Source organism: Nocardia panacis, from assembly GCF_003598715.1.
In the GTDB taxonomy this organism is placed as follows: domain Bacteria; phylum Actinomycetota; class Actinomycetes; order Mycobacteriales; family Mycobacteriaceae; genus Nocardia; species Nocardia panacis.
This window is the reverse complement of the sequence record NZ_QZFU01000023.1, coordinates 310,928-331,634: the sequence shown is the minus strand read 5'-3', so window position 1 is coordinate 331,634 and position 20,707 is coordinate 310,928. Positions and strand designations below refer to the sequence as shown.

General features: G+C 67.6%; 20 protein-coding genes. 9 read left to right on the top strand and 11 right to left on the bottom strand.

Going from position 1 to position 20,707, the window contains the following annotated elements; genetic code table 11:
- The first annotated feature begins 4 nt into the window (after positions 1-4).
- The 7 genes from paaA to paaI all read left to right on the top strand — a co-directional run bounded on the left by paaA (position 5) and on the right by paaI (position 5,587).
- Entirely contained in the window at positions 5-943 is a 939-nt protein-coding gene (gene paaA, locus D5S18_RS20385; RefSeq protein ID WP_120042636.1) for a 1,2-phenylacetyl-CoA epoxidase subunit PaaA, read from the top strand.
- Positions 940-1,233: a 1,2-phenylacetyl-CoA epoxidase subunit PaaB gene (gene paaB, locus D5S18_RS20380; RefSeq protein WP_120042635.1), complete on the top strand. Its 294-nt coding sequence runs from the start codon at positions 940-942 to the stop codon at positions 1,231-1,233. Before paaA ends, paaB begins: the two co-directional genes overlap by 4 nt.
- Positions 1,234-1,242: 9 nt before the next feature.
- The gene (paaC, locus tag D5S18_RS20375) at positions 1,243-2,160 is read left to right on the top strand and encodes a 1,2-phenylacetyl-CoA epoxidase subunit PaaC (protein ID WP_120042634.1); all 918 of its coding nucleotides are present in this window, start codon (positions 1,243-1,245) and stop codon (positions 2,158-2,160) included.
- Positions 2,157-2,663 carry a 1,2-phenylacetyl-CoA epoxidase subunit PaaD gene (paaD, locus tag D5S18_RS20370; RefSeq protein WP_439651151.1) on the top strand — a complete coding sequence of 169 codons (507 nt, stop codon included), beginning with the start codon at positions 2,157-2,159 and terminating at the stop codon, positions 2,661-2,663. The genes paaC and paaD overlap by 4 nt, the downstream gene beginning before the upstream one ends.
- 1 nt (position 2,664) lies before the next feature.
- Positions 2,665-3,741 carry a 1,2-phenylacetyl-CoA epoxidase subunit PaaE gene (gene paaE, locus D5S18_RS20365; protein ID WP_120042632.1) on the top strand — a complete coding sequence of 359 codons (1,077 nt, stop codon included), beginning with the start codon at positions 2,665-2,667 and terminating at the stop codon, positions 3,739-3,741.
- 116 nt (positions 3,742-3,857) lie between these two features.
- Complete coding sequence (paaK, locus tag D5S18_RS20360; protein WP_120042631.1) at positions 3,858-5,162, top strand: phenylacetate--CoA ligase PaaK; 1,305 nt, start codon at positions 3,858-3,860, stop codon at positions 5,160-5,162.
- Between the two features lie 53 nt (positions 5,163-5,215).
- Entirely contained in the window at positions 5,216-5,587 is a 372-nt protein-coding gene (gene paaI / locus D5S18_RS20355) for a hydroxyphenylacetyl-CoA thioesterase PaaI (protein ID WP_120042893.1), read from the top strand.
- Between the two features lie 15 nt (positions 5,588-5,602).
- On the opposite strand, the gene D5S18_RS20350 is transcribed toward paaI, so the two are convergent.
- From D5S18_RS20350 to D5S18_RS20330, 5 genes are all read right to left on the bottom strand, one after another.
- Entirely contained in the window at positions 5,603-7,924 is a 2,322-nt protein-coding gene (locus D5S18_RS20350) for an FdhF/YdeP family oxidoreductase (protein ID WP_120042630.1), read from the bottom strand.
- 135 nt (positions 7,925-8,059) lie between these two features.
- Positions 8,060-8,440 carry a DUF5313 family protein gene (locus tag D5S18_RS20345; protein WP_120042629.1) on the bottom strand — a complete coding sequence of 127 codons (381 nt, stop codon included), beginning with the start codon at positions 8,438-8,440 and terminating at the stop codon, positions 8,060-8,062.
- The gene (locus tag D5S18_RS20340; protein ID WP_120042628.1) at positions 8,437-10,095 is read right to left on the bottom strand and encodes a SulP family inorganic anion transporter; all 1,659 of its coding nucleotides are present in this window, start codon (positions 10,093-10,095) and stop codon (positions 8,437-8,439) included. Before D5S18_RS20340 ends, D5S18_RS20345 begins: the two co-directional genes overlap by 4 nt.
- Positions 10,092-11,921, bottom strand: coding sequence for a phosphoenolpyruvate carboxykinase (GTP) (locus D5S18_RS20335; protein WP_120042627.1), 1,830 nt, complete (start codon positions 11,919-11,921; stop codon positions 10,092-10,094). The genes D5S18_RS20340 and D5S18_RS20335 overlap by 4 nt, the downstream gene beginning before the upstream one ends.
- A gap of 91 nt (positions 11,922-12,012) precedes the next feature.
- The gene (locus D5S18_RS20330; RefSeq protein WP_120042626.1) at positions 12,013-12,342 is read right to left on the bottom strand and encodes an ArsR/SmtB family transcription factor; all 330 of its coding nucleotides are present in this window, start codon (positions 12,340-12,342) and stop codon (positions 12,013-12,015) included.
- Between the two features lie 331 nt (positions 12,343-12,673).
- Here D5S18_RS20330 and D5S18_RS20325 point away from each other — a divergent pair, with 331 nt between their 5' ends.
- Together D5S18_RS20325 and D5S18_RS20320 are read left to right on the top strand one after the other, a co-directional pair.
- The gene (locus D5S18_RS20325) at positions 12,674-13,075 is read left to right on the top strand and encodes a MarR family winged helix-turn-helix transcriptional regulator (protein ID WP_239003916.1); all 402 of its coding nucleotides are present in this window, start codon (positions 12,674-12,676) and stop codon (positions 13,073-13,075) included.
- A gap of 189 nt (positions 13,076-13,264) precedes the next feature.
- On the top strand, positions 13,265-13,696 hold the full coding sequence (locus D5S18_RS20320; RefSeq protein ID WP_120042624.1) for a DUF4254 domain-containing protein: 432 nt from the start codon (positions 13,265-13,267) through the stop codon (positions 13,694-13,696).
- Positions 13,697-13,702: 6 nt separating this feature from the next.
- Here D5S18_RS20320 and D5S18_RS20315 read toward each other — a convergent pair whose 3' ends face one another.
- From D5S18_RS20315 to cysD, 6 genes are all read right to left on the bottom strand, one after another.
- On the bottom strand, positions 13,703-14,194 hold the full coding sequence (locus D5S18_RS20315; RefSeq protein ID WP_120042623.1) for a phosphoribosyltransferase: 492 nt from the start codon (positions 14,192-14,194) through the stop codon (positions 13,703-13,705).
- A 38-nt stretch (positions 14,195-14,232) separates the two neighbouring features.
- Positions 14,233-14,841: a TetR/AcrR family transcriptional regulator gene (locus D5S18_RS20310; protein ID WP_120042892.1), complete on the bottom strand. Its 609-nt coding sequence runs from the start codon at positions 14,839-14,841 to the stop codon at positions 14,233-14,235.
- A gap of 53 nt (positions 14,842-14,894) precedes the next feature.
- Positions 14,895-16,685 (bottom strand): acyl-CoA dehydrogenase, encoded by a 1,791-nt coding sequence (locus D5S18_RS20305; RefSeq protein ID WP_120042622.1) that lies wholly within the window; start codon positions 16,683-16,685, stop codon positions 14,895-14,897.
- Positions 16,686-16,859: 174 nt separating this feature from the next.
- Entirely contained in the window at positions 16,860-17,705 is an 846-nt protein-coding gene (locus tag D5S18_RS20300; RefSeq protein WP_120042621.1) for an alpha/beta fold hydrolase, read from the bottom strand.
- A gap of 193 nt (positions 17,706-17,898) precedes the next feature.
- Complete coding sequence (gene cysC, locus D5S18_RS20295; RefSeq protein ID WP_120042620.1) at positions 17,899-19,758, bottom strand: adenylyl-sulfate kinase; 1,860 nt, start codon at positions 19,756-19,758, stop codon at positions 17,899-17,901.
- Position 19,759: 1 nt separating this feature from the next.
- A complete protein-coding gene (cysD, locus tag D5S18_RS20290; RefSeq protein WP_120042619.1) occupies positions 19,760-20,692 on the bottom strand; it encodes a sulfate adenylyltransferase subunit CysD in 933 nt (310 codons plus the stop codon).
- Positions 20,693-20,707: the final 15 nt, after the last annotated feature.

The window sequence follows — 20,707 nt, the reverse complement described above, 5'->3', positions numbered from 1 at the left end:
TTCCATGACCGCACCCACCGACGAGCAGGCGTACTTCGACGCCGTCCTCGCGGCCGACCAGCGCATAGAGCCGCGTGACTGGATGCCGGACGCTTACCGCGCCAACCTGATTCGTCAGATCGCCCAGCACGCACACTCCGAGATCATCGGCATGCAGCCCGAGGCCAACTGGCTGACCCGCGCGCCATCGCTGCGCCGAAAGGCCATCCTGCTGGCGAAGATCCAGGACGAGGCCGGGCACGGACTCTATCTGTACTCGGCGGCGGAGACCCTCGGCGCCGACCGGGGCGAACTCACCGAATGGCTCATCTCCGGTCGCCAGAAGTACTCCTCCATCTTCAACTACCCGACGCTGAACTTCGCCGATGTCGGCGTGATCGGCTGGCTGGTGGACGGTGCGGCCATCTGCAACCAGGTGCCGCTGTGCCGCAGTTCGTTCGGCCCCTACGGCCGCGCCATGATCCGAGTCTGCAAGGAGGAGTCCTTCCATCAGCGGCAGGGCTACGAACTGCTGATGACCATGATGCGCGGCACCGATGCCCAGCGGCACATGGTCCAGGAGGCCGTGGATCGGTGGTGGTGGCCCGCGCTGATGATGTTCGGTCCGCCCGACGGCGATTCGCCCAATACCGAGCGCTCCATGCGGTGGCGCATCAAGCGACACACCAATGACGAACTGCGCCAAAGGTTCGTGGATATGAGCGTGCCGCAGGCCGAGGCGCTCGGGGTCACCTTGCCGGATCCGGAGCTGTCCTGGAACGACGAGCGCGGGTCCCATGACTTCGGCGAACCGGATTGGGCCGAACTGTCCCAGGTGATCGCGGGCAATGGCGCGTGCAACGCGCAGCGGATCGAGGTGCGGCGGGCCGCGCACGAGGGCGGCGCGTGGGTGCGCGAAGCCGCCGCGGCTTTCGCCGACAAGAACAAGGAGATGCGACCATGACCGGAACTCGCTCCGAGTGGCCGCTGTACGAGGTGTTCGTACGCGGCAAACGCGGGCTCAACCACGTGCATGTCGGTTCGCTGCACGCGCCGGACGACGAGATGGCGCTGCGGCACGCGCGCGATGTGTACACCCGGCGCAATGAGGGTGTGAGTATCTGGGTGGTGCGCTCCTCGGCCATCGCCGCGTCCAGTCCGGCCGAGCGCGACCCGTACTTCGCGCCCAGCGGCGACAAGATCTACCGGCATCCGACGTTCTATCGGATTCCCGACAACGTCCCCCATATGTGAGGCCCGACCATGATCGATCACGACAATCCGTTCGACGGTCTGGTCGGGGGCGACGGTGACGGCCGCTGGGCCTTCGGCACCGATTTCGACGACCCGCTGGCGGGCGTCGACACCACCGTCCCGCGCGACGTCGACCTACCCGCCTTGGCCCGCTACTGCCTGATGCTCGGTGACGACGCGCTGATCGGCGCGCAGCGGCTCATCGAATTCGTCACGCACGCACCGGAGTTGGAGGAGGAGGTGGCCTTCGCCAATATCGGGCTCGACCTGCTCGGCCAGGCGCGTCTGCTGTTGGCGCGCGCCGCGGCCGCCGATCCGAGCGCCGTGCCGCGGCTGCCCGAATCCTCGCCGATTCCGGACGAGGACGCGCTGGCCTTCTTCCGCGCCGAATCGCAATTCCGCAATGTGCGCCTGTGCGAACTCGACAACGGCGATTTCGCGCAGACGGTGGTGCGCACCCTCGTGCTGACCACCTGGCGGCTGGCGGTTTTCGCCCGGCTGCGCGATTCGCGCGATCCGGTGCTCGCGGCGGTGGCGCACAAGGGCGTCAAAGAGCTGACCTACCACCGGGATTATGCCGCCCGCTGGACGGTGGTCCTCGGCGGCGGCACGCCCGAGTCGCAGCGTCGACTCGGGGCGGCCCTGCGCCAGGTCTGGCCGTTCCTGCCCGAACTGTTCGTCGGGACTGAGGACGAACGCGCATTGGCCGCCGTCGGTGTCGCGGTGGACCCCGCCGAGATCGCCGCGGAGGTCGAAGAGATACTGGCCACCATTCTCGGTGCGGCGGAAGTGGAGGCGCCCGAGGGTGTTTCGGCCGCAGGGATTGCCGGTCGCGCCGGTCGTCAAGGCGTGCACACCGAGGGGTTGGGTCGGATGCTCGCCGAGATGCAGAGTGTGGCCCGCGAACATCCGGAGGGCGTGTGGTGACCGCGACCGACCCCGCGGCGGCCCGCGCGGTGGTGGAGTCGGTGCTCGATCCGGAGATGCCCATGCTCACCATCGCCGATCTCGGTGTGCTGCGCGATGTTCAGGTGAGCGATGCGGGTGTGGTCGTGCGGATCACGCCCACCTACTCCGGCTGCCCGGCCATGGGCGCCATCCGGTTGGATATCGAATCCGCCTTGCGTGTGCACGGTTTCACCGAGGTAAGGGTGGACACCGTCCTCGCCCCCGCGTGGAGCAGCGACTGGATCACCCCGGAGGGCAGGCGCAAACTGCGCGAGAACGGCTACTCCGAACCCGGCCCGGCGCCGCGCCCGACCGCGGGACCCATTGCGCTGACCCTGCTTCCGCCCGCGCGCGCCATCCGCTGCCCGCGCTGCGATTCCCCTGAGACAGAACTGATTTCGGAATTCAGCGCCACCGCGTGCAAAGCGCTCTACCGCTGCCGCGCGTGCCTGGAGCCATTCGATCACGTGAAGGAAATCTGAGGTGAGCACTGCCGAGACCAGAGTCCGCGCCTTCCATCCGCTACAGGTGGCGGCGGTGCGGCATCTGTGCGAGGACGCCGTCGCGGTGACCTTCGCCGTGCCGGACCATCTGACCGACGAATTCCGTTTCCGCCCCGGACAATTCCTGACGCTGCGGCGGACGGTGGACGGCGTGGAGGAGCGCAGGTCCTATTCCATCTGCGCCCCGCAGGGCGATGCACCCGGGGTCGGGGTCCGGGAGGTGACCGAGGGCCTGTTCTCGCGCTGGCTGGTCCACGAGCTCGCGCCGGGCGACACGGTGCAGGTGCAGGCACCCTCGGGCGGATTCACCGCCGATCCCGCGCTGGGCGGCGACCATCTGCTGATCGGTGCGGGTTCGGGCATCACGCCGCTGCTGTCCATCGCCGCCTCGCTGCTGGCCAATCCCGCGAGCAGCGTCACCTTGCTCTACGGCAACCGGCGCAGCGGCACGGTCATGTTCGCCGATGAATTGGCCGATCTGAAAGACCAGTACGGCGCGCGTTTCTCGCTGATCCACGTGCTCTCGCGGGAGCCGCGCGATGTGGAACTGTTCAGCGGCCGACTCGACGCCGAGCGCATCGGCGCGATCATCGGCGCGCTCATCGCACTCGACACCGTCGACCACGCGTGGCTGTGCGGGCCGCTGGGCATGGTGCAGGACGCCACCACCGTCCTGAGCGCCCACGGCATGCCCACCGACCGCATCCATCGCGAACTGTTCTTCGTCGGCGACACCCCACCGCCGCCGGAACTCCATCGCGAACCCGGTGTGACCGGCCCGAGCAGCAAGGTGACCATCACCCTCGACGGCCGCTCCAGCACCGCCGACCTGCCCTGCGACCGCACCATTCTCGACGCCGCCGAGCGGGTCCGCTCCGATCTGCCCTTCGCCTGCAAGGGCGGTGTGTGCGGCACCTGTCGGGCCAAGATCACCGACGGCACGGCAGAGATGCGCCGCAACTACGCCCTGGAGGACGCCGAGGTGGCCGCGGGCTTCGTACTCACCTGCCAGACCTATCCGACCTCCGAAACCCTCGTCGTCGATTTCGACGCCTGATACCCGCCCTGTCGATTCGGCCCCTCGGTGCCGCGCACCAGTCACCTTGGTGCTCTGCACCTCAGTCACCGTGATGCGTCGCATCGATCCCGGACAACACCAACGAAAGACTGCCGATGAGCACCGCCGCTCCCACTCCCGTCCCGGCCGAAGAGATCGAATTCGCGGGCCGCGACCGCATTTCCGCCCTGCAACTGGAACGGCTGCGCTGGTCGCTCGGCCATGCCTACGAGAATGTCGCGCACTACCGCAAGGCATTCGACGACGCGGGTGTGCACCCGTCGGATCTGCGCGAACTGTCCGACCTGGCGAAATTCCCGTTCACCGCCAAGTCCGACCTGCGGGCCAACTATCCCTTCGGCATGTTCGCCGTACCGCGCGAACAGGTTTCGCGCATCCACGCCTCCTCGGGCACGACCGGACAGCCCACCGTCGTCGGCTACACCAGCAATGACCTGAACAACTGGGCCGACCTCATCGCGCGCAGTCTGCGCGCCGCCGGGGTGCGGCGCGGCGATATCGTGCACATCGCCTACGGGTACGGCCTGTTCACCGGTGGCCTCGGCGCGCACTACGGCGCGGAACGGCTGGGCTGCACGGTGATTCCCATGTCGGGCGGGATGACCGAGCGTCAAGTCCGGTTGATCCAGGACTTCCGGCCCGACGCCATAATGGTCACCCCGTCCTACATGCTGACCCTGGTCGACGCCATGCAGCAGCACGGTATCGATCCCGCGAAAACCTCGCTGCGAGTCGGCGTGTTCGGGGCCGAACCGTGGACGGAGTCCATGCGCGGCGAACTCGAGGGCAAACTCGGCATCGACGCGCTCGATATCTATGGGCTCTCGGAGGTGATGGGTCCCGGCGTGGCCATGGAGTGCGCGGAAACCAAGGACGGCCTGCACATCTGGGAGGATCACTTCTATCCCGAGATCATCGACCCGCAGACCGGTGTGCCGCTGCCCGACGGCGAGGAAGGCGAATTGGTGTTCACCTCCCTGACCAAGGAGGCCTTCCCGATCATCCGCTACCGCACCCGCGATCTGACCCGCCTGCTGCCGGGCACCGCGCGGTCCATGCGGCGTATTCAAAAGATCACCGGGCGTACCGACGACATGATCATCCTGCGCGGGGTGAACCTGTTCCCCACGCAGATCGAGGAGTTGATCCTGCGGGTGCCCGCGCTGGCGCCGCAGTTCGAATGCGTATTGGACCGGCCCGGTCGGCTCGATCGGCTGACGGTGCGGGTGGAGGCGCGCGCCGACGCCGCGGGCGCCGACCGCGATGCGGCGGCGGAGCTGCTGTGTCGGCTGATCAAAGCCGAAGTGGGGGTGAGCGTCCCGGTGGAGGTGCTCGATCCGGAGGCGCTCGAGCGTTCACTGGGCAAGGCGCGCAGGCTGATCGATCGGCGGCCCCGTTGACCAGCGGGACGAGCGTCGAAACCGACCAGGACCCCGCCGAATTTGCGCGCGCCATGCTGGCGGAGGACCGTGCGTCGACCCGCTGCGGAATCCGGCTGCTGCGCAACGCTCCCGGCTCGGCAACCGTGACCATGACGGTGACCGCGGAGATGACCAACGGGCACGACATCACCCACGGCGGCTACGTCTTCCTGCTGGCCGATACCGCGTTCGCGGTGGCGGTCAACGGATATGGGCGCACCACCGTCTCCTCGGGGGCCACCATCACCTATATCGCGCCGACTACCGTCGGTGACGAGCTGGTGGCCGAGGCGGTCGAGCGAATCCGCTACGGCCGCAGCGGCGTCTACGATGTCACCGTCCGGCGCGGCGAGACGGTGATCGCCGAATTCCGTGGCAACAGCAGGGAACTCGGCCCCCGATAGCCGCCTCCGGAGAACTCAGTCCGCGCCGCGCTCGACCGTGACGGTGAGATTCTTCATGATCGGCTGATCGCTCTGGGTGCTGAAATCGCCGATGGCGCACAGCACATTCATCTCCGGCATATAGCCCACCGCGCAACCGCGCGGAATGTCGTAGGCGATGGCGGTGTAGCCGTTGAGCCTGCGGGTGCTCCCGTCGCGGGCGAAGCTGGTGATGTCGACGCGGTCGAATTGGGCCAGGCCGCGTTCGCGCATGTCGTCGGCGTTCAGGAAGACCAGGGTGCGCAGGTTGCCGACGCCGCGATAGCGGTCGCTGTCGCTGTAGATGGTGGTGTTCCACTGATCGTGGGATCGCACCGTCGCCAGCGTCAGCGTGCCCGGTCTCACGGTGGGATCGGGCAGCGGCGCGGCGGAGAACTCGGCGAGTCCGGAGGGGGTATGGAAGGTCAATTCCCTTGCGGGCTGGCGGATTCGGAAGCCGAGCGGCAGGCGCACGCGGCGATTGAAATCCTCGAAGCCGTCGAGGACTTCGGACATGGTGTCGCGAATGAGGTCGTAGTCCTCGACGTACTTCTCCCACGGTGTGGCGCTGTTGGGCAGTGCGGCGCGGGCTATGCCCGCGATGATCGCGGGTTCGGAGCGCAAATGCGGTGAGGCGGGCCGCTTCATCCCCCGCGACAGATGCACCATGCTCATCGAATCCTCCACGGAGCTCTCCTGGAGGCCGGCGCGCTGCTCGTCGCGTTCGGTGCGACCCAGGCACGGCAGGATCAGCGCGCGACGGCCGTGCACCAGGTGGCTGCGATTGAGTTTGGTGCTCACGTGGACGGTGAGATCGCAGTTGCGCAGCGCCGCGAAGGTGTAGGCCGTGTCCGGCGCGGCGATGGCGAAATTGCCGCCCATGCCCACGAATACCCGCACCTTGCCCGCGTGCATGGCCTCGATCGCGCCGACGGTATCCAAACCGGGTGCGCGCGGCGGATCTATGCCGCATACCCTGGCGAGCCGATCCAGGAACTCCGGTTTCGGGTGGTGATCGATCCCGCAGGTGCGGTTGCCCTGCACATTGCTGTGCCCGCGCACCGGCGAGGGACCCGCGCCCTCCCGGCCCAGATTCCCGCGCAGCAGTAGCAGATTCACGATCTCGCGCACGGTGTCCACGCCGTGCTCGTGCTGGGTCACGCCCAGACACCAACTGATGACGGTGCGATCGGATTCGGAGTAGATCCTTGCGGCCCTGCGGATCTCGCCTTCGCTCAGCCCGCAGCCCCGCTCGATCTCGGCCCACGGCGTGTCCTCGCAAAGGGTCTGATACTCCTCGAATCCGGACGTGTGGCGCTGGATGAACTCCCGGTCGATGGCGTGCTGCTCGGTGCGCGCCCGTTCCAACACCGCCTTGGCCATCCCGCGGATGACCGCCATATCGCCGCCGATGCGGGGTTGCAGATTGAGCGAACTGGTCGGCGTCGCATGAAAAGTGGCCATCTGGAGGAAATCGTGCGGGATGATGGCGCGCCGGGCCGCGGCCTCGATCAGCGGGTTGATGTGCACGATCGCCGCGCCGCGCCGATGCGCCTCGGTGAGCGCGGTGAGCATGCGCGGCGCGTTGGAGGCGGCATTGACGCCGAGCAGGATCAGCGCGTCGGCGGTCTCCCAGTCGGCGAGGTCGACGGTGCCCTTGCCGGTGCCGAGGGCGGCCTGCAGGGCGCGCCCGCTCGCCTCGTGACACATATTCGAGCAGTCGGGCAGATTGTTGGTGCCCAGTTCGCGCGCCAGCAATTGATACAGGAAGGTCGCCTCGTTGCCGAGGCGACCGGAGGTATAGAAGGCGGCCTGATTCGGATTCGCCAATTCGCGCAGTGCCATGCCGACGAGATGGAATGCCGCGTCCCACGCGATCGGCACATAGGTGTCGGTGTCCGGGTCGTAGCTCATCGGCGCGGTGAGCCTGCCCTGATTCTCCAGTTCGAATTCGCTCCACCCCGATAATTCGGAGACGGTGTGCGCGGCGAAGAAATCCGGTCCGACCCGCTTGTGGGTCATCTCCCAGGCGACGTGCTTGATGCCGTTCTCGCAGATATCGAGGTGCAGGCCCTTGCGATCGTCGGGCCACGCGCAGCCGGGACAGTCGAAGCCGCCGTTCTCGTGATTCATCTTCAGAATGGCGCGCGGGCCGTCGATACCCTCGCGCTCGCGAACCAGGAATCGCGTCACGCTTTTGGCCGCGCCCCAGCCTGCGGCGGGATGGTGGTACGGGTGGAAGGAAGGGGCGGGCGATTGACCCGGCTGGAAGGAAGGGGGTTCATGGCCGTCGGCCGACACCTCGGGTGTACCGGACATAGCGCAACCCTTTCGACGATTTCCCGTGAAAGACGCGATTTCCGAATTGATCGAGGGGCCGCTGCCCTGCGAACGGCCCCGAATTCCCTTGGTGAGGCTACTCGCGGCTCAGGCGAATCGTGGGCAATCGGGCCGTCAGGCCCGGCCGTGCCTGCGCTCGTAGTCCAGGCGCTCGGCAGACCCGCGCTGACGTTCGCGCGCATCGGCGAGATGCGGGTCCAAACCGTGTTTGGCGAGGCGGTGCCGCCGGTAGACGTACATGAGCGCCACCGTGAAGTAGATCAGCGGCAGATACAGCAGCGCCATCATGGACAACCCCATCCACAGCGGCCCCGGAATCAGCAGGAACAGGCACAGGGGCGGAATGATCGGGATGAGGATCCGCATGAGATAGCGACCCGCCGCGCCGGGACCGGTGAGATCGTTGATCACCCAGTCCGACAGTTGCGGCGGCAGGGTACCGCCGCAGATATAGCGAATCCGCTGTGCGAATGTCGGTGTGGTTCGTTCGGTCACGGTAAAGACTCTTCCATGGGTAGGGAAACTCCGCGTGCGTGGGCTACGGCGTCGGGAGTGTGCTCGAAAAGCTGATCGGCCCCGCCCGCGGGCAGTGCGCCGACCGCGGCCAGCCGCCGCCGATGGTCCGCCCGCAGGCCCGACATCAACACGGTGATGCCGCGATGCTCGAGTTTGCCGATGGCATCCTTGAGCACCAGCGCGCCGGTGGTATCCAACGCGGTGATGTGCGACATCCGCAGCACGACCACGTGCGCGTCGGACACCTCGGCCAACTCCAGCAGGAACCGGTGCGCGGCGGCGAAGAACACCGGCCCGTCGATGCGGTAGGCGATGATCCGCTCGTTGAGCAGTTGCCGCTCCTCGGTCGGGTGCTCGGTGTCGTCGGTCGGGGCTTCGATCGGAATCTGTTGCAGCCGAGCCTCTTTGGCGACCGCGCGCACCGCGAGCAGCACGGCGATGCCGACGCCGACCGCGACGGCGCTCACCAGATCCAGTGCCACGGTGACCAGGAAGGTGACCGCCATGATCGCCGCGTCGCCCTTGGAGGCGCGGGCGATGGCGGCCACCGAGGCCGTCTCCACCATGCGGACCGTGGTGGCCAACAGCACCCCGGCCAGCGCCGCCAGCGGGATATCGGCGACCAGGGGAGCGGCCAGGTAGATGACCGCCGCCAGCACGACCGCGTGGGTGAGCGCGGCCAGTCGGGTGCGTGCGCCCGAGCGCACATTGACCGCCGTGCGTGCGATGGCGCCGGTGGCGGGCACCCCGCCGAACAGCGGGGCGGCGATATTGGCCAACCCCTGGCCGAACAGTTCGCGATTCGGATCGTGACGGGTGCCCACGGCCATGGCGTCGGCGGCCGTCGCCGAGAGCAGCGATTCGAGCGCGGCCAGCGCGGCCACCGCCAGCGCCGGACCGATCAGTGCCCCCATCTGGTCGAGGTGTACGAATCCGAGGCTGGGCGCGGGCAAGCCGACAGGTATTGCGCCGATGGTCCTCAGATCCGATCCGGACAGTCGAACCGTCACCGTCGCGGCCGCCACCGCGAGCAGCGCGAACGGCAGCCGGGGCAGATAACGCCCGCCGATCAGCACCACCGCGGCCACCGCGAGCGCGGTGAGCAGCGCCGGATAGTGCGGTTGCGAGATGAACCGGCGCAGGGCGTCGAATGCCGACTGCCACACCTTGTCGCCCTCGGCGTGCGCGATACCGAGGGCCGCCGGGAACTGCTGCAGCGCGATGACCACCGCGATCCCCGCGGTGAACCCCTCGAGCACCGGGGCGGGCAGATAGCGCACCGCACGCCCGGCGCCGATCACCGCGAGCATCACCAGGGCCAGTCCGGCCATGAGGCCGACGGTCAGCACCCCGCTCGCCCCGTGCTGGTGGAAGATCGGCGCCAGCACCACCGTCATCGCGCCGGTCGGCCCGCAGACCTGCAAGCGCGAACCGCCGAACACCGCTGCTACGACACCGGCCACGATCGCGGTGGCCAACCCGGCCGCCGCGCCGAGTCCGGATCCGATACCGAAGCCGAGCGCCAGCGGCAGCGCCACCAGCGCGACGATCAAACCCGAGAGCAGGTCCGGGCCGGGGGCGCGCAGCGCCGGTCGCCAATCCGACCGGCGCGGCAGCAGTTCGCCGACGCTCATCTGGCCTGGACCAGGCGCAGCTTCAGCGCCGCGAGCTGTTCGCGCAGGTGTTCGGGCAGCCGGTTGCCGCCGATGGTGGCGTACCACTCGTCGATGGAGCGGGTCTCGGCCACCCACTCCTCGATATCGACCGCGAGCGCGGCAGGCAGCAGGTCGCGGTAGCCCGCGGCGAGGCCGTCCAGATCCAGCGCGTCGGCGGTCGGGATATGACCGATGGGGGTCCACTCGGCCGCGGCGGTGCCGTCGATGCGTTCGAGTGCCCACTTCAGCACGCGCACATTGTCACCGAATCCGGGCCACAGGAATTTCCCGTCCGCGCCGCGCCGGAACCAGTTGACCTGGAAGATTTTCGGCAGTTTCGCCGGATCGGCCGCCGCGCCCAGGCGCAGCCAGTGCGCGAAGTAGTCGCCGATGTGGTAGCCGAGGAAGGGCAGCATGGCCATCGGGTCCCGGCGCACCACTCCGACGCGGCCCGCGGCCGCCGCCGTGGTCTCCGAGGACAGCACCGAGGCGGTGAAGACGCCGTGCGCCCAATCGAAGGATTCCGCCACGAGCGGAACGGTATTGGCGCGCCGCCCGCCGAAGAAGATGGCCGAGAGCGGGACACCGGTGGGATCGTTCCACTCCGGGGCCACCGAGGGGCACTGCTCGATCGGCGTGCAGTAGCGCGAATTCGGGTGGGCCGCCGGGGAATCCGAGTCCGGCGTCCAATCCTGCCCGCGCCAGTCGATCAGATGGGCGGGCGGCGCGTCGGTCAGACCCTCCCACCACACATCACCGTCGTCGGTGCGCGCGGTGTTGGTGAAGATCGAATTGCCGCGCGCGATGGTGGCGATGGCATTGGGATTGGTCTTCGCGCCGGTGCCCGGTGCCACGCCGAAGAATCCGGTTTCCGGGTTCACCGCGTAGAGGCGGCCGTCCGCGCCGAAGCGCAGCCAGGCGATATCGTCGCCGATCGTCTCGGCCCACCAGCCGGGCAGCGCGGATTCGAGCATGGCCAGGTTGGTCTTGCCGCACGAGGACGGGAAGGCCGCGGCCACGTAGTGGGTGCGGCCTTGCGGCGAGGTCAATTTCAGGATCAGCATGTGTTCGGCCAGCCACCCTTCGTCGCGGCCGAGCACCGAGGCGATGCGCAGGGCGAAGCATTTCTTGCCGAGCAGCGCGTTGCCGCCGTAGCCGGAGCCGTAGCTCCAGATGGTGCGGGTCTGCGGGAAGTGCGCGATGTACTTGGTCTTGTCGCACGGCCATGGCACATCGGCCTGTCCCGGCGCGAGCGGCGCGCCGACCGAATGCAGGCATTTGACGAACTCGGTGCCGCCGGTGAGCTTGGCCCAGACCGGCGCGCCGGACCTGGTCATCACCCGCATGGAGGCCGCGACATATTCCGAATCCGTGATCTGCACACCGAATTTCGGGTCGGCGGCGTCGAGCGGTCCCATGCAGAAGGCGATCACGTACATGGTGCGCCCCGACATCGCGCCCCGGTAGTGCTCGGTCATGACCGTGCGCATATCCAGCGGGTCGACCCAGTTGTTCGTCGGACCCGCGTCGGCGCGATCGTGCGAGCAGATGAAGGTGCGATCCTCCACCCGCGCGACGTCCTCCGGATCCGAGGCGCACCAGAACGAATTCGGTTTGGCGCTCAGCGCGACGAAGGTGCCCTTCTCGACCAGCAGCGCGGTCAGTCGGTCCCACTCCGCGCCGCTGCCGTCGCAGAACACGACGCGCTCGGGTGCGGTGAGTTCGGCGACCTCGGCCACCCACGTCAGGATGTCCGCGTGGTCGGTCGGGGGCTGGATGGTCCCGATGCCGGAGTGTTCGGTCACGACGTTTTTCTCCTTCGCAAAACTACTAGGTATCGAGTTTAGAAAAACTGCAATCAGGGGTGTGGACGGAATCGAACGCGGTCGGGTGATCTCAGGCGGGGTGGCGCAACACCTCGACCTGTCCGGCCGCCAAGCGACCGAGGATGGCCCGCGCCGTGGTCAACAACTCGGCGACCTGGGGCGAGGTGAGTGCGTAGGTGACCGAGAGGCCCTCGCGCCGGGCCGTCACCAGACCGGCGCGGCGCAGGATGGACAACTGCTGGGACAGGCTCGCGGGCTCGACGCCGATCTCATTGAGCATCTCCGAGACGGCGTGCTCGCGCTGACTCAGCAATTCCAGGACCCGGATGCGCACCGGATGGCCGAGGGTTTTGAAGAAGTCGGCCTTCATTTGATAGAGCGGCCTGCTCAAACCCGGCATCAGCCGCTCCTTTCCGGTGCGGGCTCGGTTACTTGCGGAGTTTAGCAAACCATGCAATCCACTCGATTCACAGGCCGTTGCCCGCGTAGGACGCACGCCATGTTCGAGCCGCAAAACGGGCGCCGTCGGCGTAGCCGTCCCCAGACCTGCGCATGGCCGGAGCGAATGCGGAGGTAGGCGTATGCGTACAGTGCTTTCTATGCCCGAAGTTGCGCATCCATCTGCTGAGGTGCGTGTCGGAGCGGCCGTCGCAACCGCCCCCGCATCAGACCGCGATCTGCTGTCGCTGACCTCGCAGCTCTGTTTCGCCCTGTACTCCACGTCGCGGGCCATGACCGCGGCGTACCGGCCCTTCCTCGAGGCGATGGAGGTGACCTACCCGCAGTACCTCGCGCTGCTCGCGCTCTGGGAGCACCCCGGCATGACCATGAAGGAACTCGGGGAGCATCTGCGACTCGACTACGGCACCGTCTCCCCGCTCATCCAGCGCCTACAGGCGCACGGCCTGGTGGAGAGCGTGCGCAGCGCCCACGATCGCCGCGCCGTCGAGTTGCGCGCCACCGAAACGGGTGCCGCGCTGCGCGATCGGGCCAGGCACATGATCGAATCGGTGCTCGCCGAGGTCGGCTACCCGCTCGAGACGCTCATCGAATTGCGCGACCAGGTCGGCGCGCTCGGCGCGCGCCTGGACGCCGTGGTCGCCGAGCGGACGGGCCGTCCCGCCGCGCAGTGACCGGATTCGATCCGGGTGTCCAGGGGACGGGTGCGCCGCGCCCGGCAGGCCCCGACCCGAAATGAATCGTGTCCTGGGCCGATGCGTCGTTTTCGCCGGTGGCCGAGATTACAGGTATCAAGGTCGCTTCCGCGTGGTACTCAGTCGGGGTAGACACCACTGCCGAGGCGACGGGAGGAATACCGGTCGATGATCGCGCCGGATCACGTCCGCTCGGCCCTCCCGACGAACGATGAGCTGCTGACCGCCCTGCGCGGGCACTATCTGCACGGTCCGCTGTGCGTGCAGGCATTCGGTCTGGCCGAGTTGCACCGGCTGCGCCGCGTCGACCCGGATCGTGCCGGTAAGATCGATGATTTCCGAGGCGAACTCGTGGGCGAGATCGACGGGTGGATCGCCAGGCATCTGGCCCAGTCTGCAGGGGCGCGGCTGCATCCGGAGACGCTCGGCACCGTGATCGACCGGGTCGCCGCCGCCGCCGACCACGCCTTCGCGCTGCTGGCCATCGATCCGGGCACCCCGCGCATGCACGCGGCGTGGGCGCGGCTGGCCGAACTCGAGATCGCCTATGGGGAATTGGTCACCGCGATCGGAGCCGGGTTGCGTCGGCTGCCGGTGTGAGCCCCGTCAGGCCTCGCGCGCGCCGCCCCTCCCGACCACCGGCGGTTCGGTGGACCACGGGAAATTGATCCACCGATCGGTGTGGCGCCAGACGTATTCGCAGTCGACCTCCGAGCGCGGCTTCTGGTAGATGACCGCGCAGCGCACCTCGGCGACATGGTGGGAGCAGAAGTCGCGCACCAGCTTCAGCGTCGCACCGGTGTCGGCGACATCGTCGGCGACCAGGACGGTGGCGCCCTTCAGGTCGACCGCCTGCGGCACCGGCGGCAGCATGACCGGCAGGTCGAGGCGCTGATCGACACCGGTGTAGAACTCGACATTCATCACGTGCAGGTTCTTCACGTCCAAGGCGTAGCCGAGTGCTCCGGCCACGAAGAGTCCGCCGCGCGCGATGGACAGGATGAGATCGGGTTCGAAACCGTCCTCGGCGATCATGACGGCCAGTTCGCGGCTCGCCGTCCCGAACAATTCCCAGGTCAATACTTCCCGATCGGCCACGCGGCCCGCCTCCTTCGTCGCTGACCGAGAGCATACGGTCACCGCGGTTCGGGCTCACCGCCCAGCAGTGCGGTCCGCACCGCGCCCAGTCTTTCGATATCGCCGCGGATGCCCGCCACCGAGTCGTTGTAGAGGAAGGCCTCGCCCAGGCGAACCAACGCGTAGGCGAGCAGGTCGCGGTCCAGCGGCGGTCGGTAGTCGTCCTCGGCTTCGGTGCGGGCGATGAGCGCGGCCACGGCCGCGACCACCCTGGGTTGGACCGGGCCGTCGCCGGTGGTGAGCACGCGCAGGCCGGAGAGGGGTTCGTTGTCGAAGTAGTGGCGGAATGCGGTGCTGCGCACCATCCAGCGGTCGACCTCATTGAGCACTTCGACTATGCGCCGCACGCCTCGGGTGCGCCGTCGGGCCTCGGCCCGCGCGATCATGATCTCGTATTCGCTCGCCATGACCGCGCCGAGCAGTCCGTCGCGGGATCGGTACCAGCGGTAGATCGAGGCGCGGCTGAGTCCGAGCCGTGCGGCGATGGCCTGCACGTCGACCCGCTCGCCCGCCAGGAAACTCGCCCTGGCCAGTTCGAGGACCTGCTCCCTGGTGGCCGCGGCGGGGCGGCCGGGGGAGCGGGTCGGGGTGCGACGGGCGGCAGGCATCGCCGAATGATACATCTACCATTCTGTGTATCGAAAAGCGGCGTCCCGCGCGGTCAGAACCAGTCGGTGCGCATATCGCGGGCGGTCGTATCCAGGCTCGCCAGCAATTCCAGACCGGGACCGGTCTTGGGCAGTTCGTGCCGGAAGAAGTAGCGGGCCGCGTGCCGCTTGCCGTCGTGGAAATCGTCGGTGCCGGTGCCGGTGGCCAGGAACTGCTCGAGCCAGATCCAGGCCAGCACGATATGGCCGAAGGTCTCGAGATAGACCGAACTGTTGGCGAGCGCGGTCTCCGGATCGCCGCCCGCCCACAGCGCGCCCGTCACTTCGATGAGTCGATGCCAGGACGAATCCAATTGGGCGGCAAGGGTCGCCGCCTCCACCCCGGCCGCGCGCGCGGCGGCGACGGTGGCGCGCACCCTGGCATCGAGTTCGCGCAGGCTCGCGCCCTCGCGCTGGACGACCTTGCGGCCCAGCAGATCCAGGCCCTGGATGCCGTGGGTGCCCTCGTGGATCGGGTTGAGTCGATTGTCCCGGTAGTGCTGTTCGACATCGTATTCGCGGGTGTAGCCGTAGCCGCCGTGCACCTGGATGGCGAGACTGTTGGCCTGCAGGCACCACTGGGATGGCCAGCTCTTCGCGATCGGGGTGAGCAGGTCGAGCAGTAGGCCGAGTCGGGCCTGCTGTTCGGCGTCCTCGGTGGTGCGCTGCTCGTCGACGAGCCGCGCGCAATACAGGACCAATGCCAGAGCGCCTTCGGCATAAACCTTTTGTGCCAACAGCATTCGCTTGACGTCGGTATGTTCGACAATGGGTACCTGCCCGCCGCCCGGCCTGCTCTTGACGTGGCCCTGGGGGCGGGTGCGCGCGTAGTCGAGTGCCTTGAGGTAGCCGGTGTAGCCGAGGGCGGCCGCGCCGAGTCCGACGCCGATGCGCGCCTCGTTCATCATATGGAACATGTAGGACAGGCCGTGATGTTCTTGTCCCACAAGGTATCCCACCGCACCCGCCGCACCGCCCGGCGTGAATTTGCCCTCGCCGAAATTCAGCAGCGTGTTGACGGTGCCCCGGTAGCCCATCTTGTGATTGATCCCCGCGAGCGCGACATCATTGCGTTCGCCGCGCGCACCGTCCTCGTCCACCAGGTAGCGCGGCACGATGAACAGCGAGATCCCCTTGGTCCCCGCCGGGCCGCCCGGAATCTTGGCCAGGACGAGATGCACGATGTTCTCGCCCATTTCGTGATCCCCACCGGAGATCCACATCTTGGTGCCGAAGAGGCGGTAGGTGCCGTCCTGCTGCGGCTGCGCCCTGGTGGTGATATCGCCGAGCGAGGAACCCGCCTGCGGCTCCGACAGGCACATGGTGCCGAAGTACCTGCCCGCGAGCATCGGTCCGACATACTTGCGGACGTGCGCCGGATCGGCGTGCGCGACGAGAAGATTCGCATTCCCGGTGGTGAGGAAGCCGTATCCCGCGGTGCCGATATTGGCCGCCGAGAACCACGCCGCGCTCGCCTGTGCGAGGGTGGTGGGCAATTGCGCGCCACCGTGTTCGAAATCCAGCGTGGCGCCGATCAACCCGGCCTTGGCCAGCGCCTCGTGTGCCTGCGCCACCTCGGCGATGATGTGCACCCGCTCCCCGTCGAAGCTCGGCTCCTGCGCGTCATTGCGCTTGTTGTGCGGTGCGAAATACTTCGTCGCCAACTGCTCGCTCAAATCGAGCACATCGTCGAAGGTCTCGCGGGAATGTTCGGCGAAGCGCGCCCGCGTGGTGAGCTTGTCGACCTCGAGCCATTCGTAGAGCAGAAAATCGAGATCGCGGCGCGAGAGCAGACTGGAACGCATGCGGCGGATTCCTTTCACCGAAGGTCAGTAGCGCGGTGCGGCGATCACGCGAATCCGGCGTGATCGCGACCCGGCTGCGATGGTACACGCGCCCCAGTGTGTCTCGATTTCGTGCGCCTGCACGGCCGTATCCGAGAGGAACCGGATACGGCCGCAGGGATGGAATGTACTGAGTCAGTCGGCTTTGGCCGCGTTCTCCGCGATAGCGGTGACGATCTGATCGAACAGCGGCTCGGGGAAGTCGTGACCCATGGCGTCGAGCGGAAGATAGGTCGAATCCGGGATGGCCTTGTGCGTGGCCTCGCCACCCGCGATCTTGATCATCGAATCCTCCGCGCCGTGGATCACCAGCGCGGGCAGCCGCAGCTTCGCCAGGGCGTCGGTGCGGTCGGGGGCGATGGCGATCGCGGTCATTTGCCGTGATCCACCCTCCGGATGCCGGGCGCGGTCGTAGCCGCTGGTCGCCAGCGCGAGGCGGCGCTCACGTTCGCTGTCCGCGTAGGTCTTGGATCCGAGCAGCGCGTACAGGGCGGCGAGCTGCGCGATGGCGGCCTCGCGCTCGGGCGGCAGCGGCTTGGCCACCTGCTCGAGGACCTCGCCGTCGGCCATGCCGATCAGGAAGTGCGGGGTGCTCATGATCGAGCACAGCGACAGCACGCGGTCGTCCTTGTCGTCAATCGCGAACCGCTGCGCGACCATCCCGCCCATCGACGCCCCGACGACGTGCGCCTGTTGGATGCCGAGATGATCCAGCAATTCGCCGCAGTCGCGTGCGATCGCGGCCAGATAGTACTGGCTCGGCGTTTTCTTCCATTCGGTCAGACCGCTGTCGCGGTTGTCGGGACGGATCACCCGGAAGCCCGCCTCGACGAGGCGGTCGACGATTTCCTGTGGCCAGTGGATCAGTTGCGAACTCAGGCCCATGATCATTAGCAGTGGTTTGCCCTGCGGATCACCCTCGTCGCGGTAACACATCTTGACTTCGTTCAGGTCGGCGAACCGGTCCTGCGCATCGCTCATGACAACCCTCCGAATCGTGACTGATATCGGGAACAATCGAGCTTCGATTCACATCCGCAAATCCCGACCAACGGTACTGTGCGCCTTGGAGTTTCGATGTCCATTTGCCAATTATTCAGTGGCGCGCACATATTCGACCAGTCGGATTGGTTCGGCCGGGTGGTCGACGAAACCGCCCGGCCGGGCCACGAATTCAGGCGTGTTCGCCGAGAAGCGCCAGGATGGCGGCGGCCATGGCGGCCGGGTCGCCGTCGGCGGGACGCAGGGTCACCTCGGCGGTCGTCGGCGGCTCGTAGGGATCGTCGATACCGGTGAAGCCGCGGATCTCGCCCGCACGAGCCTTGGCGTACATACCTTTCGGGTCGCGGGATTCGCAGATCTCGAGCGGAGTGTCCACGAAGATCTCGAAGAAGGGCAGGCCCGCCGCCTCGTGCGCGGCTCGGACGCGGTCGCGATCGGCGCGGTAGGGGCTGATGAGGGAGACCACCGCGACCACGCCCGCCTCGGCGAACAGGCGCGCCACCTCGCCGACGCGGCGCACGTTCTCCACCCGATCGGCGGCGCTGAAACCGAGGTCGGAGTTGAGGCCGTGGCGCAGATTGTCCCCGTCGAGCAGGAAGGCGGGGCGACCCGCCGCGACCAGGCGGCGTTCGAGTTCCACTGCGACAGAGGACTTCCCGGATCCCGACAGTCCGGTCAACCACACCGTCACCCCTCGGGAGGCCCGCTCCTCGCGGCCCACGGCGGTGGCGTGCCAGACCACGCGCGCGGAGGGCAGCGTCGGCCCGGTGATCATGCCCGCGGCCACCGTGTTGTTGGTGGCGTCGTCGACCAGGATGAAGCTGCCGGTGCTGCGATTGCGCCGGTACGGATCGAACAGCAGCGGCTGGCGGGTGCGCAACTGCACGCGCCCGATCTCGTTGAGCGCCAATGAATCCGCCTGCTCGTCGCGATGCAGGGTGTTCACATCGAGGCGGTAGTCCAAGCTGCGCACCTCGACGGTGACGCTGCGGGTGGTGTGGCGCAGGGTGTAGGTGGCGCCGGGGGTGAGGGCGGCGTCCTCGGCGAACCAGCACACCATGGCGTCCAGGTCGCGACCCACCTGCGGTCGGTTGTTGGGGCGGCAGATCATATCCCCGCGCGCGATATCGATCTCGTCGGCCAGTTCGACGGTGACCGCCTGCGGTGCGAAGGCTTCCGCGACGGTGCGCCCGCCGGGTGCGTGCACCGCCGCCACGGTGGAGGTGAAACCCGATGGCAGGACCACGATCTCGTCGCCGGGCTTGAACACCCCGCCCGCCACCGTGCCCGCGTAGCCGCGGAAATCCTGTGCGTGACTGCGGATCACGTACTGCACCGGCAGGCGCGCGTCGATCAGGTTGCGGTCGGAGGCGATATGCACCTGCTCCAGGTGGTGCAGCAGCGGAGTGCCCTCGTACCAGGGCATACTCGCGCCCCGGTGCACGATATTGTCGCCGAGCAGCGCCGAGACCGGTACGAAGGCGAGATCGGCGATATCGAGTTTCATGGCGAATCCGGCGAATTCCTCGCGGATCTCCTCGAAGCGGGCCTGCGACCAGTCGACCATATCCATCTTGTTCACGCACAGCACCAGGTGCGCGATGCCGAGCAGACTGGACAGGAAGGCGTGCCGCCGCGTCTGCTCGAGCACACCCTTGCGCGCGTCCACCAGAATCAGCGCGACATCGGCGGTGGAGGCGCCGGTGACCATATTCCGGGTGTACTGGATGTGCCCCGGCGTGTCGGCGATGATGAATTTCCGTCTGGGCGTGGCGAAGTAGCGGTGCGCCACATCGATGGTGATGCCCTGCTCGCGCTCGGCGCGCAGACCGTCGGTCAGCAGCGCCAGATTCGGATAGTCCTCGCCGCGGTCGCGGCTGGTGCGCTCCACCGCCGCGAGCTGATCGGTGAAGATGGTCTTGGAGTCGAACAGCAGTCGGCCGATGAGCGTGGACTTGCCGTCGTCGACACTGCCCGCCGTGGCCAGCCGCAGCATGGTGGCATGGTCCCGATTGGGTGCTTTGGTGTCCATCTCAGAAATAGCCCTCTCGCTTTCGATCCTCCATGCCCGCCTCGGAGATTCGGTCGTCGGCCCTGGTGGCTCCGCGCTCGGTGATCCTGGCCGCGGCGACCTCGGCGACCACGTCGGCGGGGGTGGCCGCGTCGGACTGCACGCATCCGGTGCAGGTGGCATCGCCGACGGTGCGGAAGCGCACCGTGGCCTCGTACGGCTGCTCGCCGTCGAGCAGTTGCAGGAATCTGGTGTGCGCCAACAACATTCCGTCTCGTTGCACGATCGGTCTGCGGTGGGCGTAGTAGAGCGGCGGCAGGGCGATGTCCTCGGCCGCGATATAGCTCCAGATATCGAGTTCGGTCCAATTGGACAGCGGGAACACCCGGATGTGTTCGCCGGGCCGGTGGCGGCCGTTGTAGAGGTTCCACAGTTCGGGGCGCTGGTTGCGCGGTTCCCACTGCCCGTATTCGTCGCGGAAGCTGAAGACGCGCTCCTTGGCGCGCGCCTTCTCCTCGTCGCGGCGGGCGCCGCCGAAGACGGCGTCGAAGCCGCCCTCCTTGATGCCGCGCAGCAGGGTGGTGGTCTGCAATCGGTTGCGGGAGGCGCGCGGACCGGTCTGCTCGACCACCCGGCCCGCGTCGATATCGTCCTGGACCCGCTCGACGACCAGTCGCAGCCCCAGCCGCCGCACGGTCTCGTCGCGGTAGGCGATGACCTCGTCGAAGTTGTGTCCGGTGTCTATGTGCAGCACCGGGAACGGCAGCGGCGCGGGCCAGAAGGCCTTGGCCGCCAGATGCAGCATGACCACCGAATCCTTGCCGCCGGAGAACAGCAGCACCGGATGTTCGAAAGTTGCCGCGACTTCACGGAATATATGTGCCGACTCGGCCTCGAGCGCCTCCAGATGCGGGAGCTCGTAGGTGTTCGCCGCCGACTTCGCGTACTGGCTCACGCCACAAAATTAGAA

Bases quoted from the DNA above. Each gene is read 5' to 3' on its own strand.
- paaA (WP_120042636.1), top strand. From the start codon at position 5: ATGACCGCACCCACCGACGAGCAGGCGTACTTCGACGCCGTCCTCGCG.
- paaB (WP_120042635.1), top strand. From the start codon at position 940: ATGACCGGAACTCGCTCCGAGTGGCCGCTGTACGAGGTGTTCGTACGC.
- paaC (WP_120042634.1), top strand. From the start codon at position 1,243: ATGATCGATCACGACAATCCGTTCGACGGTCTGGTCGGGGGCGACGGT.
- paaK (WP_120042631.1), top strand. From the start codon at position 3,858: ATGAGCACCGCCGCTCCCACTCCCGTCCCGGCCGAAGAGATCGAATTC.
- paaI (WP_120042893.1), top strand. From the start codon at position 5,216: ATGCTGGCGGAGGACCGTGCGTCGACCCGCTGCGGAATCCGGCTGCTG.
- D5S18_RS20350 (WP_120042630.1), bottom strand. From the start codon at position 7,924: ATGTCCGGTACACCCGAGGTGTCGGCCGACGGCCATGAACCCCCTTCC.
- D5S18_RS20340 (WP_120042628.1), bottom strand. From the start codon at position 10,095: ATGAGCGTCGGCGAACTGCTGCCGCGCCGGTCGGATTGGCGACCGGCG.
- D5S18_RS20330 (WP_120042626.1), bottom strand. From the start codon at position 12,342: ATGCCGGGTTTGAGCAGGCCGCTCTATCAAATGAAGGCCGACTTCTTC.
- D5S18_RS20325 (WP_239003916.1), top strand. From the start codon at position 12,674: ATGACCGCGGCGTACCGGCCCTTCCTCGAGGCGATGGAGGTGACCTAC.
- D5S18_RS20320 (WP_120042624.1), top strand. From the start codon at position 13,265: ATGATCGCGCCGGATCACGTCCGCTCGGCCCTCCCGACGAACGATGAG.
- D5S18_RS20310 (WP_120042892.1), bottom strand. From the start codon at position 14,841: ATGCCTGCCGCCCGTCGCACCCCGACCCGCTCCCCCGGCCGCCCCGCC.
- D5S18_RS20305 (WP_120042622.1), bottom strand. From the start codon at position 16,685: ATGCGTTCCAGTCTGCTCTCGCGCCGCGATCTCGATTTTCTGCTCTAC.
- D5S18_RS20300 (WP_120042621.1), bottom strand. From the start codon at position 17,705: ATGAGCGATGCGCAGGACCGGTTCGCCGACCTGAACGAAGTCAAGATG.
- cysC (WP_120042620.1), bottom strand. From the start codon at position 19,758: ATGGACACCAAAGCACCCAATCGGGACCATGCCACCATGCTGCGGCTG.